General features: G+C 46.2%; 21 protein-coding genes and 2 pseudogenes. 19 read left to right on the forward strand and 4 right to left on the reverse strand.

Translation table 11 applies throughout. The features are described 5' to 3' along the window. Positions 1 to 6: 6 nt before the first annotated feature. The 4 genes and pseudogenes from cysD to cysC form a co-directional block, all read left to right on the forward strand. Positions 7 to 927, forward strand: a pseudogene (gene cysD, locus Vt282_RS01375) (sulfate adenylyltransferase subunit CysD); the annotation flags it as partial. 20 nt (positions 928 to 947) lie between these two features. Further along, entirely contained in the window at positions 948 to 2,375 is a 1,428-nt protein-coding gene (gene cysN / locus Vt282_RS01380; protein WP_162062366.1) for a sulfate adenylyltransferase subunit CysN, read from the forward strand. Positions 2,376 to 2,442: 67 nt separating this feature from the next. After that, on the forward strand, positions 2,443 to 4,167 hold the full coding sequence (locus Vt282_RS01385) for an SLC13 family permease (protein WP_162062367.1): 1,725 nt from the start codon (positions 2,443 to 2,445) through the stop codon (positions 4,165 to 4,167). Positions 4,168 to 4,178: 11 nt separating this feature from the next. Continuing rightward, a complete protein-coding gene (gene cysC / locus Vt282_RS01390; RefSeq protein ID WP_162062368.1) occupies positions 4,179 to 4,796 on the forward strand; it encodes an adenylyl-sulfate kinase in 618 nt (205 codons plus the stop codon). Between the two features lie 167 nt (positions 4,797 to 4,963). Here cysC and Vt282_RS01395 read toward each other — a convergent pair whose 3' ends face one another. The 4 genes from Vt282_RS01395 to Vt282_RS21615 all read right to left on the reverse strand — a co-directional run bounded on the left by Vt282_RS01395 (position 4,964) and on the right by Vt282_RS21615 (position 6,890). Beyond that, on the reverse strand, positions 4,964 to 5,425 hold the full coding sequence (locus Vt282_RS01395; protein ID WP_162047285.1) for a chemotaxis protein CheX: 462 nt from the start codon (positions 5,423 to 5,425) through the stop codon (positions 4,964 to 4,966). Between the two features lie 17 nt (positions 5,426 to 5,442). After that, positions 5,443 to 5,901 carry a zinc uptake transcriptional repressor Zur gene (gene zur / locus Vt282_RS01400; RefSeq protein ID WP_174238916.1) on the reverse strand — a complete coding sequence of 153 codons (459 nt, stop codon included), beginning with the start codon at positions 5,899 to 5,901 and terminating at the stop codon, positions 5,443 to 5,445. A 364-nt stretch (positions 5,902 to 6,265) separates the two neighbouring features. After that, complete coding sequence (locus Vt282_RS21440) at positions 6,266 to 6,625, reverse strand: S24 family peptidase (RefSeq protein WP_332057942.1); 360 nt, start codon at positions 6,623 to 6,625, stop codon at positions 6,266 to 6,268. Then, a complete protein-coding gene (locus Vt282_RS21615; protein WP_415663430.1) occupies positions 6,612 to 6,890 on the reverse strand; it encodes a helix-turn-helix domain-containing protein in 279 nt (92 codons plus the stop codon). Before Vt282_RS21615 ends, Vt282_RS21440 begins: the two co-directional genes overlap by 14 nt. A gap of 119 nt (positions 6,891 to 7,009) precedes the next feature. Between Vt282_RS21615 and Vt282_RS21445 the strand changes: the two are divergent. The 15 genes and pseudogenes from Vt282_RS21445 to Vt282_RS01465 all read left to right on the forward strand — a co-directional run bounded on the left by Vt282_RS21445 (position 7,010) and on the right by Vt282_RS01465 (position 16,517). Beyond that, a pseudogene (locus tag Vt282_RS21445) lies at positions 7,010 to 7,271 on the forward strand (pyocin activator PrtN family protein). Beyond that, positions 7,268 to 7,441: a hypothetical protein gene (locus tag Vt282_RS19885; RefSeq protein WP_167515595.1), complete on the forward strand. Its 174-nt coding sequence runs from the start codon at positions 7,268 to 7,270 to the stop codon at positions 7,439 to 7,441. Before Vt282_RS21445 ends, Vt282_RS19885 begins: the two are co-directional and overlap by 4 nt. A gap of 517 nt (positions 7,442 to 7,958) precedes the next feature. Further along, entirely contained in the window at positions 7,959 to 8,165 is a 207-nt protein-coding gene (locus tag Vt282_RS19965) for a hypothetical protein (protein WP_174855800.1), read from the forward strand. Further along, positions 8,138 to 8,425, forward strand: coding sequence for a hypothetical protein (locus tag Vt282_RS19970; RefSeq protein ID WP_174855802.1), 288 nt, complete (start codon positions 8,138 to 8,140; stop codon positions 8,423 to 8,425). The genes Vt282_RS19965 and Vt282_RS19970 overlap by 28 nt, the downstream gene beginning before the upstream one ends. Positions 8,426 to 9,906: 1,481 nt before the next feature. Continuing rightward, the gene (locus tag Vt282_RS01420) at positions 9,907 to 10,236 is read left to right on the forward strand and encodes a hypothetical protein (protein WP_162062369.1); all 330 of its coding nucleotides are present in this window, start codon (positions 9,907 to 9,909) and stop codon (positions 10,234 to 10,236) included. A 106-nt stretch (positions 10,237 to 10,342) separates the two neighbouring features. Next, positions 10,343 to 11,011 (forward strand): hypothetical protein, encoded by a 669-nt coding sequence (locus tag Vt282_RS01425; RefSeq protein ID WP_162062370.1) that lies wholly within the window; start codon positions 10,343 to 10,345, stop codon positions 11,009 to 11,011. Between the two features lie 974 nt (positions 11,012 to 11,985). Next, entirely contained in the window at positions 11,986 to 12,354 is a 369-nt protein-coding gene (locus tag Vt282_RS01430) for a major capsid protein P2 (protein ID WP_162062371.1), read from the forward strand. 16 nt (positions 12,355 to 12,370) lie between these two features. Beyond that, the gene (locus tag Vt282_RS01435) at positions 12,371 to 12,634 is read left to right on the forward strand and encodes a hypothetical protein (RefSeq protein ID WP_462933665.1); all 264 of its coding nucleotides are present in this window, start codon (positions 12,371 to 12,373) and stop codon (positions 12,632 to 12,634) included. A gap of 646 nt (positions 12,635 to 13,280) precedes the next feature. Then, positions 13,281 to 13,493 carry a hypothetical protein gene (locus Vt282_RS01440; RefSeq protein WP_162062373.1) on the forward strand — a complete coding sequence of 71 codons (213 nt, stop codon included), beginning with the start codon at positions 13,281 to 13,283 and terminating at the stop codon, positions 13,491 to 13,493. 153 nt (positions 13,494 to 13,646) lie between these two features. Next, positions 13,647 to 13,769, forward strand: a complete 123-nt coding sequence (locus Vt282_RS21160) for a hypothetical protein (protein WP_269472590.1) — start codon at positions 13,647 to 13,649, stop codon at positions 13,767 to 13,769. Between the two features lie 565 nt (positions 13,770 to 14,334). Then, complete coding sequence (locus Vt282_RS01445; protein WP_162062374.1) at positions 14,335 to 14,790, forward strand: hypothetical protein; 456 nt, start codon at positions 14,335 to 14,337, stop codon at positions 14,788 to 14,790. Beyond that, the gene (locus tag Vt282_RS01450) at positions 14,787 to 15,140 is read left to right on the forward strand and encodes a hypothetical protein (RefSeq protein WP_162062375.1); all 354 of its coding nucleotides are present in this window, start codon (positions 14,787 to 14,789) and stop codon (positions 15,138 to 15,140) included. Before Vt282_RS01445 ends, Vt282_RS01450 begins: the two co-directional genes overlap by 4 nt. 204 nt (positions 15,141 to 15,344) lie before the next feature. After that, positions 15,345 to 15,527, forward strand: a complete 183-nt coding sequence (locus tag Vt282_RS01455; RefSeq protein ID WP_162062376.1) for a hypothetical protein — start codon at positions 15,345 to 15,347, stop codon at positions 15,525 to 15,527. A 430-nt stretch (positions 15,528 to 15,957) separates the two neighbouring features. Continuing rightward, positions 15,958 to 16,110 carry a hypothetical protein gene (locus tag Vt282_RS20105; RefSeq protein WP_197740083.1) on the forward strand — a complete coding sequence of 51 codons (153 nt, stop codon included), beginning with the start codon at positions 15,958 to 15,960 and terminating at the stop codon, positions 16,108 to 16,110. After that, positions 16,107 to 16,517, forward strand: a complete 411-nt coding sequence (locus Vt282_RS01465; RefSeq protein ID WP_232055085.1) for a hypothetical protein — start codon at positions 16,107 to 16,109, stop codon at positions 16,515 to 16,517. The genes Vt282_RS20105 and Vt282_RS01465 overlap by 4 nt, the downstream gene beginning before the upstream one ends. Positions 16,518 to 16,519: the final 2 nt, after the last annotated feature.

Below are 16,519 nucleotides of genomic sequence, written 5' to 3' on the forward strand. Positions count from 1 at the left end.
TGCAAAGGAAGCACCAACATGGACCAAGAACGTTTAACTCACCTTAAACAGTTAGAAGCCGAGAGCATTCACATTATTCGTGAAGTTGCGGCAGAGTTTGATAACCCGGTAATGATGTACTCCATCGGGAAAGACTCATCGGTAATGTTGCACTTAGCAAGGAAAGCATTTTACCCAGGCAAAATACCTTTCCCGCTACTGCATGTGGATACCGATTGGAAATTTAAACAGATGATCGAATTCCGCGATAAAACGGCGGAAAAGTATGGATTTGAGCTTTTGGTACATAAGAACCCAGAAGGTCTCGCGATGGGTTGTAGTCCATTCGTTCATGGTTCATCAAAGCACACCGATATCATGAAAACTCAGGGATTAAAGCAAGCGCTGAACAAATATGGCTTTGATGCGGCCTTTGGTGGTGCGCGTCGTGACGAAGAAAAATCACGTGCGAAAGAACGTGTCTATTCATTCCGCGATAAGAACCACACTTGGGATCCGAAGAATCAGCGCCCTGAGCTGTGGAAAACCTACAACGGTCAGATCAACAAAGGCGAAAGCATTCGTGTGTTCCCATTATCTAACTGGACGGAATTGGATATCTGGCAATACATCTATCTCGAAAATATCGAGATTGTACCTTTATATCTAGCCGCTAAACGCCCAGTGGTTGAGCGTGATGGCATGCTGATCATGGTTGATGATGATCGTATGGAATTACAACCAGGCGAAGTGATTGAAGAGAAAAGTGTTCGCTTCCGTACTCTGGGTTGCTACCCATTGACCGGTGCGATTGAGTCAGAAGCTAATACGTTAACCGGCATTATTGAAGAGATGTTGGTGGCGACATCCAGTGAGCGGCAAGGACGAGCGATCGACCACGATCAATCAGGATCGATGGAGCTGAAGAAACGCCAAGGATATTTCTAATTAGGATCTAAGGAAAGAACATGAACAGTGCAGTCGAAGCTCAATTAGCGGAGCTAGGGATCGAAGGATACCTAAAACAACATCAATATAAGTCACTTCTTAGATTCCTAACGTGTGGCTCAGTCGATGATGGTAAGAGTACATTGATCGGTCGTTTGCTCCATGACTCAAAACAGATTTATGAAGATCAGTTAGCTGCGGTCCACTCTGACAGCCAGCGCGTCGGTACTACTGGTGAGCGCCCAGATTTAGCGCTACTAGTCGATGGTTTGCAGGCGGAGCGAGAGCAGGGTATTACCATTGATGTGGCCTACCGTTATTTCTCTACCCAAAAGCGTAAATTCATCATTGCTGATACACCAGGGCACGAGCAATACACGCGTAATATGGCAACAGGCGCCTCAACGTGTGATCTGGCTGTGATCTTGATTGATGCCCGCAAAGGCGTATTGGATCAGACTAGACGCCACTCTTTTATAGCTAATCTACTTGGACTTAAGCACTTTGTCGTTGCGGTAAACAAAATGGATCTGGTGGATTATTCGCAAGATCGTTTTGAGCAAATTCGCGATGAATATGTAGAGTTTTCGAAAAAGCTGCATGGTGAAACGGATATTCAGATCATTCCACTATCAGCTCTGGAAGGCGATAACGTTGTCGAAGCCAGTCCGAAAATGAGCTGGTTTAAAGGCAAACCGCTGCTCGATATTCTTGAAAACATCGATGTGGACCAAGAGAAAGAAGTCGGTGAATTCCGCTTTCCGATCCAATACGTGAATCGTCCGAACCTCGATTTCCGCGGTTTTGCTGGCACGATTGCTTCTGGTAGCGTGAGTGTGGGTGATCAAGTGACGGCTTTGCCATCGGGCAAGAGCTCGAAAGTTGCGCGTATTGTTACTTTTGATGGTGATCTAGAGGTCGCGCACTCAGGTCAAGCAGTTACTCTGACATTGGAAGATGAGATTGATATCAGCCGTGGTGATTTGTTGGTACTTAATCAAGCTGAAGTAACTTCAAGCAACCACTTGCTTGCTGATGTGGTGTGGATGACGGAACAACCATTGCAACCAGGGCGCGAATACGACATCAAGATTGCAGGCAAAAAAACGGTAGGTCGTGTTGAGGCGATTCGCCATCAATATGACATCAACAACCTCGCAACTCATAATGCAGCAGAGTTGCCCCTCAATGGTATTGGTCTATGTGAGTGGAGCTTAAATGAGTCTGTTGCTCTGGACAGCTATACCGAGTGCCAAGATACCGGTGGCTTTGTCGTGATCGACCGTCTTACTAACGTTACGGTAGGGGCTGGTTTGGTACGTGAGAGTTTGAGCCAAATTGAGCAAAAGGTTGGAGACGTTTCTGCCTTTGAAGTTGAGCTCAACGCGCTAGTGCGTAAGCATTTCCCGCATTGGGGTGCGAAAGATCTTTCACAATTGTTGAAGTAATTTAAGCAGCAACAAATAAGTGGCGTATGAAGTACGCCACTGTAGTTGAATGGAATAAGGACGTGGTATGTGGCAACAAGGATTTGTGCTGGCACTATTACTTGGCATTGTGATATGCCTGGTTGCCACCCGTATAAAGCCGAGTTTTATTTTTGCCGGTGCCGCGTTGTTCGCGTTTCTCGCTGGAATGATCGATCTAAATGAAGTGGCAACGAATTTCACCAATTCTTCATTGCTAACTTTAGTGTTACTTATCCTTGCTTCTGCTGCATTAGAGAAGACATTGCTGATCAGTTGGGTGAGTCGTAGCCTATCGACTGGCCGTTTAGGTTCTGTGGTTGCGAAAATGGGCGTTTCTACAGCGTTGTTATCCTCTTTTACTAACAATACTGCCGTTGTGGTATCGCTGATAGGAGCAATCAAACGTAATCAGCAGCACGCACCTTCAAAGTTATTGATTCCGCTTTCGTATGCGGCAATTCTTGGTGGCACGTTAACACTTATTGGTACCTCAACCAATTTGATCATTAATAGCTTTGTGGAAGACGCAGGGCTGCCTAGTTTGGGCTTTTTTACTCCAACAATGATCGGCTTGTCGGTGCTGCTTGGTGGCTTGTTGATCTTAATTCCGCTCAGTTATCTTTTGCCCAACTACGATGATCAATCTCAGGACGATTTACCTTATTTTCTTGAGGCAAAGGTAGAGCCGGGATCGCCATTGGTTGGTCGTAGTATTACTGAGAACAAACTCAGGGCGTTACGTAAACTGTTCTTAGCTGAAGTGATCCGCAATGGTAAAACCATGCCTTCGGTTGATCCTGAATTTATTCTTAATGCCGACGATAGATTGCTGTTCTGTGGTGATATCGAAAGTGTCGCAACACTACAAGAGATTCAAGGCTTAACCTTATTTGGCCAGCATCATTTAAATGGACAAAGCTTTGTTGAGGTGGTGGTGAGCTCATCCGCTAGCTTCTGTAATAAAACGCTAAAGACCAGTCATTTTCGTGACCGTTTTGACGCAGTGGTGGTCGCTATTCGCCGTGGTCACGAGCGTTTAGAAGGGGGACTTGGTAATATCACTCTTAATGCGGGCGATACACTTGTACTTGTTCCAGGTAAACGTTTTGAAGCTGAACGTCGTGCTCATCGCAAAGAGTTTGTATTAGTCAACGATCTTGATTCTAGTGCTCGTCTCGATTTTCAAAAATCGACGACGGTATTGGTCGGTTTTAGCACCGTCATTGTTCTCGCCTTGCTTGAATGGGTGCCGTTAATCAAAGGCTTGGCGGTTTTTCTTCTTGCGACACTGTTTCTCGGTATTGTTCAGTTAAGTGAACTGCGCCGCCGTTTCCCTGTCGATATTGTGGTGATTGTCGGCTCGGCGTTGTCTATCGCCCAGTTAATGCTCTCGTCTGGATTATCAGTCAAGCTTGGTCAGGTATTTATCGAAACCTTTAATGGTTGGGGAGTATTTGGCGCGTTGGTGGCTACGTACCTATTAACTCTCATTTTGACTGAACTCGTCACCAATAATGCAGCCGCAGCATTGGCTTTTCCGATTGGCTACAGTATGGCGATAGGCTATGGCGTTGACCCCATGCCATTTGTCATGGCGGTATTGTTTGGTGCCAGTGCGAGTTTTATTTCTCCCTATGGCTATCAAACTAATTTATTGGTTTACAGCGTAGGAAATTACAAATTAAAGGATTATGTGAGGGTGGGAATACCGATTTCGATCGTTTATTCAGTGCTGGTATTGGCATTAATTCCACTTTTTTTCCCGTATTAAAGGATGACACCATGACAACACCTACTCGTGTTAAAGATGAAAATATCGTTTGGCACCAGCACACGGTTGATAAAGCATTTCGTGCCAACCTAAAACAGCAGAAACCAGCCGTATTATGGTTCACAGGCTTATCAGGTGCTGGTAAATCTACGATTGCAGGTGCGCTAGAAAATCAGTTGGCCGAGCTTGGTTATCATACCTATCTGCTTGATGGTGATAACGTTCGTCATGGCTTGTGCAGTGATTTAGGCTTTTCAGAGCAAGATCGCCGTGAAAATATTCGTCGTATTGGTGAGCTCGCTAAGCTGATGGCTGATGCTGGGTTAATTGTGTTATCAGCATTTATTTCACCTCATCGTGCAGAACGCCAGTTAGTGCGTGATCTATTACCACAGGGTGAGTTTCTCGAAGTTTTTGTTAATACATCTCTTGATGTGTGTGAGCAGCGTGACCCAAAAGGGTTATACAAAAAAGCGCGTGCGGGTGAAATTCCTAACTTCACAGGAATCGATTCTGAATATGAGGCGCCATTGGCTCCAGAAATTGACTTACCAGCTGGAGAATTATCGATAGAGGCACTGGTTGAGCAGTGCTTAGGGGCGTTACGGGTAAAAGGGGTCATCCAATAGAGGATAACTCTTGTGTGCAGCTTAAGTCGCTTTGGGTTACCAATGATCTAAAAGCTTTATAAGTAGACTTTATAGCTTTGGAGTTACGGTAGACCCAAAGCTATATTTGCACTAAAAACGCAAAAGCTTCCGTTAAGGAAGCTTTTAGAACACGGGTGGTCGTCTGCTTATTCGAAACAAATTTCGATAAAAGCATTACCCCATTGAGAGCTAAATGGCATGATGATGATCGCACCTTCGCATTTATGACGAATGGTGTGCCCTTTGCCTGAGACAACAATTGGTGTCGCCATATCAAAGTCAAAGCCACTCTCGGCTAAAATACGTTTAGCGCCGCCAGTAACCATGTTGGTGATTTCACCGACCATATCGGTCACTTCATCATTTAAACCGTTTGGACGTTCACCTAGCATATTTTGCATGATTTCTAGCGCTAGGCTTTCATCAAAGGTGATTGACATAGAGCCGCGAGTTTGCGGACCAACCATCCCTATTAGGCCTGATACATCACCACGTGCGATTTCATCTTTCTTCACACGAGGCTTTTGTGGCTTCAGTTCCAGCGAAGCCATCGTTTTTAGAACGTTCATCAATGAAGCTAAAAACGGGTTTACAAATTCAGCGCGCATAATTTTCTTCTATATCTTTATCGTTCAATATCTGATGAGCATGACTGACAAATTCCATGTGATTCAAGTACATGGTTAGTTATAGTGAAGCCATGTTTTTCTGCATTGCTTGCTAGCAAGGCTACCAAACTATCATCTTGCAGTTCAATAACGTTACTACATTTGTCGCAAATTAGCAGATGTGAGTAATGTTTATGTGCGTTACACGAGCAACATTGAATAAAACTGTTGGTCGATTCGACTCTATGAATAAAACCCTGCTCTAACAAAAAATCGAGCGCACGATATACCGTCGGCGGCTTGGCCTGCGGCTCGGTAACTTTGAGTTGCTCTAGCAATTCATAAGCACTAGATGCTTTAGGGCTTGCACAGATTAATTGAAAAACCTGTTTACGTTGTGAGGTTAGTCGCACACCTCGGGTTGCACATATCTGTTCAATTTGCGTTATTAGCTCTTGGTCCAAATTTTCCACCATCATGATTGGACTTTTTCAACAATATACCATTCAAACTCTAACCTTGGGGACTATTCGTTGCATTATGTGCAAAGGGTTGCCTCTTGTGCGGTAAATAAACAGTAGAGATCGAGGTATTGTGGTTAGCTAAGTTATCAAAACTATTCATAAAACGATACGTATGAAGATAAATTGGCACCTATCTTGGGAAGCGATTACAATATTCGACCGAAATTTTTGCTTAAACCTACTGCATTAGACTGGAATTCAGACCTATGACTCATTCGTGCAAGTTCTCAATCGCTCCCATGTTGGATTGGACAGACAAGTGAGTGATACCAAGCTGTCCCGTTAATATACGTACCAAAATCCGTACTGGACGTATTTACATTCTCTGTCCTGACCAAACTACCTCACCGATAATTTGGAAATCATTACTAGCAATTTCATCTTTTGTTAGTTCCCAAGGCTTATAAGCGTCATTGTCACTCACAACGTTTAATCCATATTTGGAAAACTGAAGACGTTTAACCATTAGCTGTCCGTCGAATCTAAATACAAAGATTCCGTCACCAGTAAGCTGTTCTATTCTGTTGACCATCACCAAACTTCCGTTCTTCAGTGTTGGACACATACTGTCGCCTTTCACAGGCATTAAAAACATTGTTTGGGTTACACCAATCGAATTACTGATGAATGCTTTGCTAAAAACGATGTCACTGGACTTTTCTTCACAAATTACCAATGCGCCGTGTCCCGCTCACTTCGACCTCATACAAGTCTAAGCTGACGTAGCCGACAGGAGGTATAACGCCGCCATTTTGTGAAATCTGCTTTGCCTTCGTAAAAATTTTTTCAGGTACATTTCCTCGGCGTCGCCATGTCTGAATCGTATTCTTTGTAGTGCCTAAGACCTCAGCTAGTTCAACGTTAGTTGATGTGTTGGTTAGTTCTTTTAGCTGGTCTATTTGAGTGTCTGCGTCATTCCTATGTTGTTCATTGTTGTTCATTGTTGTTGAATCTCTCTAAAGCGTGTATAGTCGCTCTTGTGTTGTTCGTTGTTGTTCAATGTGTTTCGAATGATGATGAATTACGATAGATTTAAATGAGTGTACTACATGGTGACTATATGAACACACAATTTGCACTACTTGCCCGATATGGAAATACTCTTGTTGAGTTGAAAGAAGTCAGTAAAGAGTTTTTGGTATAACAGCTAGAACTGCGGAGCAAAGAGCCAAAGTTTGTGATTTTCCTATCCCTACCTTCAAACTGCGTGATTCAGAACGCAGCCCTTCTTTGTAAGAATCGAAGATTTAGCAAATTACATCGACCAACGTTATGAGGAAGCAAAACTTGAATGGTCATCTGTAAATGGCGGTGTGCTATGACAGACCAAGGTTTAGCAATTCTCGAAAGCATCAAAGCTAAATACTTTCCAAATGGGTATCGTCCACACAAAGAAGGTTGTGAGGATTATCGTTACAGCCGCCGTGGTCAAATTGAGATTAAACGAGCGCTTCAAGCTCGTGCTTTGCGAATGACAGCCAGCCTGAAATAAATCTCTATGAACGTTAATGACTTAATCTATGTGGGCGGCGCAGTTCGCCCAGTCAATCAGATCCTATCTAGTAATGCCTGCTTCGAAGCGGGTTTTAGCATCAAAATGCCCCAATCTATTCAAAACGCGAGCAAGCATTACTAGATTCTGGAGTTGTGAAAGATATTCCGGTTTACGATTTTGTTTCTAACCGCCAAAGTCGTCATGACCGTGAGCTCGCTATTTCAACAGCGAATTTCAAAAGCTAAATTCACGTGACCAACTCATCCCCGAAGGGCGCAGCTTGCTGCGGACAGTATAGGCTTGTCCAAGGGCGCAAAGTCCGACACGGACTTTCGCCAGCAAAACTCAACAAGATTTCACGCCATGTGCTCACCCTACGTGCGCCTATCGGCATCAAACGAGAACGCCCTCAAGAGGGTGCGTTTGACGACTATTTCGCTACCTATGATCTGTTAGCGAACAATACGCCTCGAGTCCTTGCGCCAAAAATGCTCATGCTCACCAATTTGAGAAAATGTCGCCCCATCAAAACTGCACATTCAGCGTCGAGTGGTCAGGTCAATACCGTGCGATGGTGGTAAAGAACACTCCGCCAAGTGATGCGCCGGATGCCAATGTCGGTGAGCGTTTCACTGAACGATTGACTAAACGCTGCGTCAGCAAAGTGTTTGAGTCAGCGGCTTACGTGGCGCAGTGCAAAGACGGTTTTCTACTTTTCTGACCTTGACCTTTACCCGTAAACAGCGCCTTGGCTTGTTTGGTGGTATGGATGAAACCGAAGACGGTTTGATTTACACACCGATTAAATTCATTCGTGACAAAGGCGAATTAGTGTATGGCAAAGATGGTGTGTATACCCTGTTGCCGCAAAACCGTTTCGCATTGTTAAGACAGCCGAAACCACTATCGGTAAAGAAATCAGTCGCTTTTTCGATGCCCTCAAAAAATGTATCAACGGGGTTGGGTGACCTCGACAGGTGAAAGATTGAACCGAAATACAAAGCGGTGCCTAGCGATTTCGGTCCTGCTCGTGATGTGGCGGATTGGATTACATCTGGGTGGCAGAATGCCGATGAATGATGATGGTGAGCCAAACCCTCATGCACATGTGCTGATTAATTGGAGTGTTGACCGTTCTCTTTGATGATTGGGCTGAGCGAATCGAACGCCTTTGGGGTAAAGGTATGGCAAACCTTCAGCCCATCCATAATTCAAAGGCGCAGGCTCTTACATCATCAAAGCGATTGGCTATGCTGCGAAAGGTGAAAATGCGGGACAAGGTTTGATTCGTGGTAATCGCTACAACATCGCACGCTGTTCTCGAGCGCCAGCTTGGAAACGCTGGCCACGTTCGACACCGATAACATGACCGCCATTATCAAAGAGCTTGGCTATAAATTAGAGCAATGGAAAAGCCCATTGAACGCTCACTTCGACGCCTAAGCGCTCAGAAATCTCAAGCCGTGAAAGCCTCGGCTTTGCCAACCAATCAAGACGAAGAAAACAAAAGAAACTACAACAACTCATTATTCGCAAAGAACGTGCGATGAAAAACTATGTGTCGAAATGAAGTCACGTGAAATGCACGCCTCTAGCCGTCAATCGTTCTCTGTAACCTTTGACGGTGATAACGCCAAAGATCGCATGGACAAATTTTAGAGTGGGCGGCGGGTGCTCGTGGTTGGTCGATGAATCTTACAGGTATGAACATGGAAGAAACGTTACCTAGTGGCGAGACCATCACCCGCTTTGGTCACGTTGACCCGTTTTACATGGCGTAAGCGACCTTAAACGCAAGGCCGATGCCATGTATCAAGACCAGTATCAGCGCTTTTAAATAAACGTGCTTACTGGCGCAGTGTGCTCTCAGAGCCTTGTCATTTGATGAGCCTGATGAGTTCGACGTCAACCAAATGCTGAGTGCCATACACGATGATTTGGGGACGCAATACAAAGTGATTCAACGTCGTGAGACAGCGATAACTCACTAATATCAGTCAACGTCGGAGACAGGGACTTTCTACATTTACTAGCTAACGTCGTGAGACAGGGCTTTTCTTTTCAACCAACGCCGTGAGGCAGAGAAACAACATGAACTTACTCGATTTAACTACTCGTCATAAGAACTAGAAGCTCGCCTTCACACGGCCTTTGATGCACTAAAAAGGCGGCGGCATTAATCCAATGTCATTGATGAAAGTGCTTGGTGGTGGCTTTGATTTATCGGCCTTGGGTTTGCCTAGCGATTTGTTTGAAGTGCTCGCAGAGTACCAACAAGTGAGCGCTCAGCTTCACAATGTCGTTGAGAAAGTGGCAGAAAAATGGAGGCACAACATGCTTAAAGTCAGCAGTAATAAAGCAATTGCAGGCTTTGCGCCTTGCCCTCAATGCCAAACGCCATCAACGGTGCATTTTCCTTGTGGTGGTAAACGTGCAAACACGCCGTATCTTTCGTGCGGCCAGTGCAACGCCACTATCCAATCCAGCGACACGAAAACTACATCAAAGAACATTACGTTCCCACGCTAAAAGATTATGCCATTCGCTATGAGGCCGATGTAAGCGATGAGCAAGAGCAGATTACTGCAAACAAGTGGACCGAGAACCCTGCTCAATACGATGCCAAGATGAATGGGATTCGAGAGATTGAATCGCTAGCGTGTGCCGGTGATGTGATCATCGAAGACAGCGAACCGAAAGCAAGCCTTGCCGCAAGTGAGCCAAGTGTCACGATTGACAACGCCACGCAGGAAGTTATCGAGGACAAGAGCAAAAGAACATGGCAAACCTAAAGCCTCTCGTGTAAGCGGCGGCATTTGGGTTTTGCTGGTTGTGTTGGTGATTGGGGTTGGTGGTTTGTGGCGTTCAAGCGCTTTGCTCGTCAAGGGGAGAAAGGCAATGAGTGAGTTTAGTTTAGAAGGGTTGGACTTTAACGACGACTTGCTCAGTGATTTGGACGCTATCGAGCCAGCGCCTCAACAGGAAAGCGAAACAGAGTCGGAGCCTCAAGATAACAGCGCTAAAGGTGAAATGACCGCAGAGTTTGTGGTGGGCATGATTGAAGCGGGCTTTAAAAGCTTTATCCATGACGGCTATGAGTTAGAGCCACAAAAGAAACTGATGATAGTGCAGAATTTCACGCCCGTTCTGAATAAGTACGATGGTGGACTGATTGGCCTATTAGGGGATTACAAGGAAGAAGGACAAGCCTTGTTTGCAATGGCGATTTTAGGTTTTCGATGTGGCTATCAATTGAAATGCGCAAAGCCAAAGCGACGCCAAAGGAGAGCGCAGAGCATGGCAAAGAATAGCAACGAGGCACTAAAGCCTCGCCACACGCTATTTGTTGCGACCACGGGCGGCGGTAAGACGACCGCCCTCCGTCAATGCGGCCAGTTAGCCAAGGCAAAACGAATCGCCTTGTTTGACCCGTATTGCGCCCACGACAAGATAGCCCGCAAGACCATCATTAAAACCTACTCACTCAAAGAATTTGCTTACACCTTGGCGAAAGCCATGAACCAGAAAAACCCTTTGCCGTGTCGCTGTGCGGTGTGTATGGCGTAGCGCAACTGGATATGTTTGCTCGCATCCTTGGCAATTAGCCGACGGTCATAAGGAGCTGCATGTGGCGATTGAAGAACTCGCCGCCTCGGTCAAAGCCCGAACAGTATCAGCCCACAACTTGCGGAGCTATGGAACGGCGGTCGCCAGTTCGGGCTTGTGATGTATTCGATTTTCCAACGGGCGCAGGAAGTGCCGAAAGTCATTGTCCGAAAATCTCGGTTTAAGTGGATTGGTATGCAGGATTCAAAAGCTGACTGCAAATACTGGAGTGTGGAAATCGACATTCCGACCGAAGATATTTTTAGCCTGGTCGAACTTGAATACTTTTGAAAGAGACAGGAAAGAGCGCCATTCGTGAAAACTGCGAAATTCGTTTAAAAAGTTATGTGACCTAAATCACAATTTAAACGCTACTTAAACCTATAGGTTCCAAGCTATAGGTTTTTATCTCTTTTTCGCCCTCTTGCCTGCCTATGGTGAAAACCCAAACCAATAACGGCGGGGTTTATGACAAAAATACTATTCGATTTATTAATCACAAAGGGTTTGAAAATATGTTCGGTGTAACAAAAACAATGGATGCTCGTCGCAGTGACAGTGGTTGTCATGCTTGGCGTGATGTATGCGCTTGCGAACGTTGATGCGCTTAGTCCGGTAGGCGAAAAGGTCGGTTTGAATAACTAACGCCTTGGCGTTTTGTTTCCGTTTATTTAAACACGAAGAAGGTAAAACAATGGCAGTTTCAACAGCGCAACAAGCCGCAATCATTGCTCAAACTAAAGGCCCATTTAATGTGCGCCCTATGAACTAGACCCGTTCCGCTCGGGTTCGCCTTACGGTAAGCACGCAATTTTGGATATTAAAGACCTATTCGCCTTTGCATCCATTGAAGTGCAAACAGATCACCGATTGAACCGCTTAGGTCGTGTGTCGTTTGAGCGTAATAACAAGGAAATCATTGGTATTGATGCCGCATGGTTCCACAAAAACGACACGAAAAAGGGTTGCCAGTGGTGGCAAAAGGTGTGGCGAACGCCACTAAAACACGCTTAGTCATTCCGTTTGCAGACGAGACGCTGCGCACCTTGTCAGGTATTCGCCGTGGTGAATTGGTTCACCTAGACGGTGAGCTATTAACGCTAAAAGTGGCGGTAAAAGCAAAGTCGAAGGCGACCCTGATTTTCCAGAATTTAGCGCTAAAGCACGAGTGGTGGACTACCAAGCGGAGCGTTATTTCCAACAGCGCTACACACAAACGTCTATCACCCAAACCCAAACAGGTGAGCAAGCGCATGAGTTTCCACTGGTGGGTGCGAATGTGCGTTTGCGTTCTATCTTGCTGAGACCGAAAACAACGACATTACCCATCTAGCGATTCGCCGTGATAACGAAATCATTTGGGAATCGAACGTGGAAGATCTCAACTTTGAGATGAACCGATTTGGTGACATGCAAGCGCCAGCTCACGGGGTTTGGCTACCGTTTGTCGGTACTGGCTTTGCAAACGAACAAGCGTTTATTCCGGTTGCCCGAACCAGTTTGAAACTGGTCATTACTAAACGCACGGCGGGTGAAATCGACGTTTATAACGATTTTATCGAAATTGAACATTTGCCAGCGTAACAAGGGGCTTTATGGCAGAAGCGCAAAAGGTTATTGGGACGGTTTTTGACAACCTAGTAGAAAAGCTCTGACCTCGGCAAAGCCTATTTATCCAGTGAAGAAGCACAAGCGAACTCGAAGCGAGCCGCTAATGAGAACGCTACCGCATCGCAGCAAGCACGCATTGATGAAGTGAATCGCCAAGAGCGAGACGAACGAAAAAGAAGACCGCAAGCGTATGGAGCTTTACGCAATGGGTGGTGCTGCGGTGTTGGTGACGTTGATTATTTTAGTCGTCTTATTCAAGTAGGGGGTGATGCCTTTAATGCTTATTCCCTTTCTCGTAGGGGCGGTTTGGCGCTTGGTGGACTAAGAAGTCGTGGACTCTGCAACGGGTGGCGAGGCAGGTCGCCCACCTTATTTCATGGCGATGATTGTCTTGGCAGCTTTGTTTGTCGCATGGCGTAAGGGGTGGTTGAAATGATCCCAAGCATTGGTGGTGGTGTTCCACTGGCGGCGGCATTACGGGTGGCACCTCGAGTGCCAAAACGGTGATTCCGTGGCAGCCGAACCAGTGGGAGCGTGACGTTTAACAACAATCAAGGCTCAAGCGGCAGTAACTACGCCGTGTATGCGGTGCTCGCTGTGCTGCTTATTTTGGGGTGTTATGGCTGAAAGTAACGCCGCAAAGCTGGCGTGGACGTCTGACTTGGTTGCCATGTTTCAAAGGCAGGGTTTGCCTGCCATTATCAAACTCACAATGCTTGGTGACGTATGGCGCTTTGGTTCGCTTTACATCGTGATTCGTGGTGAAGGGAAAGAACTGGTTTGGATGGCAACGCTTGGCACGGGCATCAAAAGTACGTGGAAACGATTTTGAAAATGGCCAAGAACGCAGGCGCTCAAACCGTTCGCTTTCATGTGGCAGAGGATGAGCGTGGTGTGCTTCGTTTTGGCGTCGATTCCATCCGGTTGAAATTCTCGGTGAGGGTTTTGAGTCGGGCGCTTACCGGATTGATTTGGGGGCTGTGGTATGAGCCGTTCACGAAGTTCGCAAGCAAGTACCGTCACCAATACCAATATCAACAATGTGTTGGATGGTGGTGCGATTAAGTCCAGCTTTGATTTTGCGGACGGTTTAGCAAGAGGCATTTGACAGCGTAGACAACGCCGTTGATGTCACCAAAAGCGCCACACAAACTGCCCTGAAAGAAAATAGCCATGTGACAGGAAGCGCTGGATACCAACAAACAAGTCATTCAATCGGCGTTAGAGCGATTCAAGAGCAAAACAATCGGTCATTGGATGCCCTTGCGGACCGGCACTCAAACCAGTAATAACTATAAATTGCTCGATGGTATTCAAAAGACGATTCGAAACGATAACTCAGGCGGGCAACGGAGATTTTGGAAAGTCAGAAAACACTGTATCTCGTCATGGGTGGTTTGCTCTTGGTGGTGTTTATCGTGTTTGCGTTTAAGCAGGGAAATGATGTTAGTAGATATTCGTTTACGTAACGGCCAGCAAGCACAAATCAAAGCGACAGGTCGTTACCTAATGCTCAAGAGGGCAAACTGGTTACTGCGGTTGTGTCGGGTAAACCGTTGATGATGCCCCGTGGCTATGTGTTCGATTTAGGTGAGGAGTTTACTCAGTTCACCGTGACGAACGCCGCCGATGTGAACAATTGAGTTTTGGCTTCCTATTCCTTTGATGCGGGGATGGACGGTTCAAAGATTGGTATCAATGCCGACTTGCAAATCAAAGACGGTCTAGCGGTGAAATTTGATAGTCGCCAACCTGTTTCTTTACCGGATACGCAAAAGGTACAGGCGGAGCTAACGAACTTGCCGCCAGTGTTAGCCGTGGAAGTGCAAAACCCAACGCAAGTGCCAGATATTCAAAAGGTGCATGTGGTGGAACGCTCTGAGCCAAATCTACGTTTTGTCGCTCATGACACCATGACCGCAACGGGCACGATAACCGGAAACGTCAAACGCAAAGAACTCATTCTAAAAGCGGGTGCCGGCAATCAAAGTTCGATTTGGTTGGGTGGCTTTGCTGAGAAGGGGTTTGAACTGGCACCGGATGGCGGCTTTATTCTCTCAAATGGTGCGGAGCTTGAAGTGCTTATTCCAGCGAACTGTAAGCTGTATGTCAGTGAGGTGACCGCATGAGTCAAATTATTCCGCCACCTCTCAAGATTAAGTTTCCTGAAAAGCTGGCGCTCAGTGATCGCATTGATGGTGTGCGTCACGAGGTAGCCGCCAGTGAGGACGCCGTTGGTACGCTCAATAGCAAAGTGGAAGCGCTCATAAAACAAATGGATGAATTCGACGGATATAAATCCGGTGACATCAAAATTCACCACGGAACACTCAATGATATTCCGACGGGTTGGGTGCTGTGTGATGGTCGAAACGGCACGCCGCCAATGGTGGATTGTGCCCTAGTCGGTGCGGGTAAAGTTACCAACCGAATGAACTATTTGGTGCCAATACTCGGACAACCGCAAACCACACATTAAGTGCTGCACAGATGCCTAGCCACAATCACTCGGTGGCATACAGATTAAGACCCCTACGCGTCAACGCACTACTCTGGTAGTGGTCCATCATCCTTGGGTGAAAGCGGAAACACCACCACGTAGTACAGGGAGCAGCGCACCACACAACCACGGCAATATTGATGTGCGCCAACAATCAATTGCCCTTATTTGGATTATGAAATTATGAAGATTGCAGCAATCACACAAGACCAGCTCATCATCAAAGATGGTGTACCCGCACCAATTGCCCTTATTGGCGGTTTCCGCATGGAGCGTGGTGAGTGGGCGGTGCATTTCGATACTGACTTAGGTATTGGTCAAATTGAGTACCTGATAGTCGCAGTAATCAGATGCCACCATCACTGACTATGAAGCACACTATGCGTGGCTCGTAGCGAAACACGCTGAGTTTATCGAATGGCAAAACAACAAGAGCTTGAACAAGCAGCGCAACAAGAACAGGCACAACAATGAAAAGTAAATGGGTAGTCATTACCGTGATTGCCTTCTTACTGGCAGGGGTATACATGAAAGAACAATAAAACCTCGAGGCTTTCGCAATAACAACCCACTGAATATTGATTACAACCAAGCGAATGATTGGGACGGTCAAACGGGGATTGAAACAGGGTAAGTCACCCACGCTTTGCGCGGTTTTCATCAATGGAATACGGCGTAAGAGCTGGCGCTAAGCTAGTCCAAAACTATATGCGTCATTACGGAATTCGAACCGTCTACGGCATTATCAATCGCTGGGCTCCAAAGTGAAAACGACACTTACGCCTATGCAGAACATGTGGCGCATGAGCTAGACGTAAGCCCTTATGAGCCCATTATTGAAGCGGATATACCAGAGCTGCTCTATCACATGATTAAGCATGAAAACGGTCAATATCTGGATATGGCGACGGTTCGCCGTGGCTCACAAATGGCGGGAGTGATTGCGTGATTGATTTGCTACTAGAAGGCGTTCGCATGGCTGGTCGTTTCTTCACAAAGCGGCAAGAACTCAAAGCCAAACGCAGAGAACGCCAAGACCGAATAGAGGAAGCGGTCACCAATGCGCAAACCGCTCGAATTGCACAAGGTGATATGAGTGCAGCAGAACTCGACAAAATCAGTATCACACAGCGTGGCTGGAAAGATGATTACCTATTGGTTCTGACTACACCCCAATCATCTTGGCATTTGTTCCAACGCTTGCGCCTTTGTTGGTGCTGGATTCAAAGCTCGCTAATAACGTTCCTGAGTATTACTGGTACGCTCGGCATGGTTTACATCGATACGTTCGGTTTTAGACGAATGCTAAGAGTAGCGATTGAGAACTGGCTAGAGAAAAGGGCAAAGGCCGTTTGATG

Origin of the sequence: Vibrio taketomensis (assembly GCF_009938165.1) — a bacterium.
Taxonomy (GTDB): Bacteria; Pseudomonadota; Gammaproteobacteria; order Enterobacterales; family Vibrionaceae; genus Vibrio; species Vibrio taketomensis.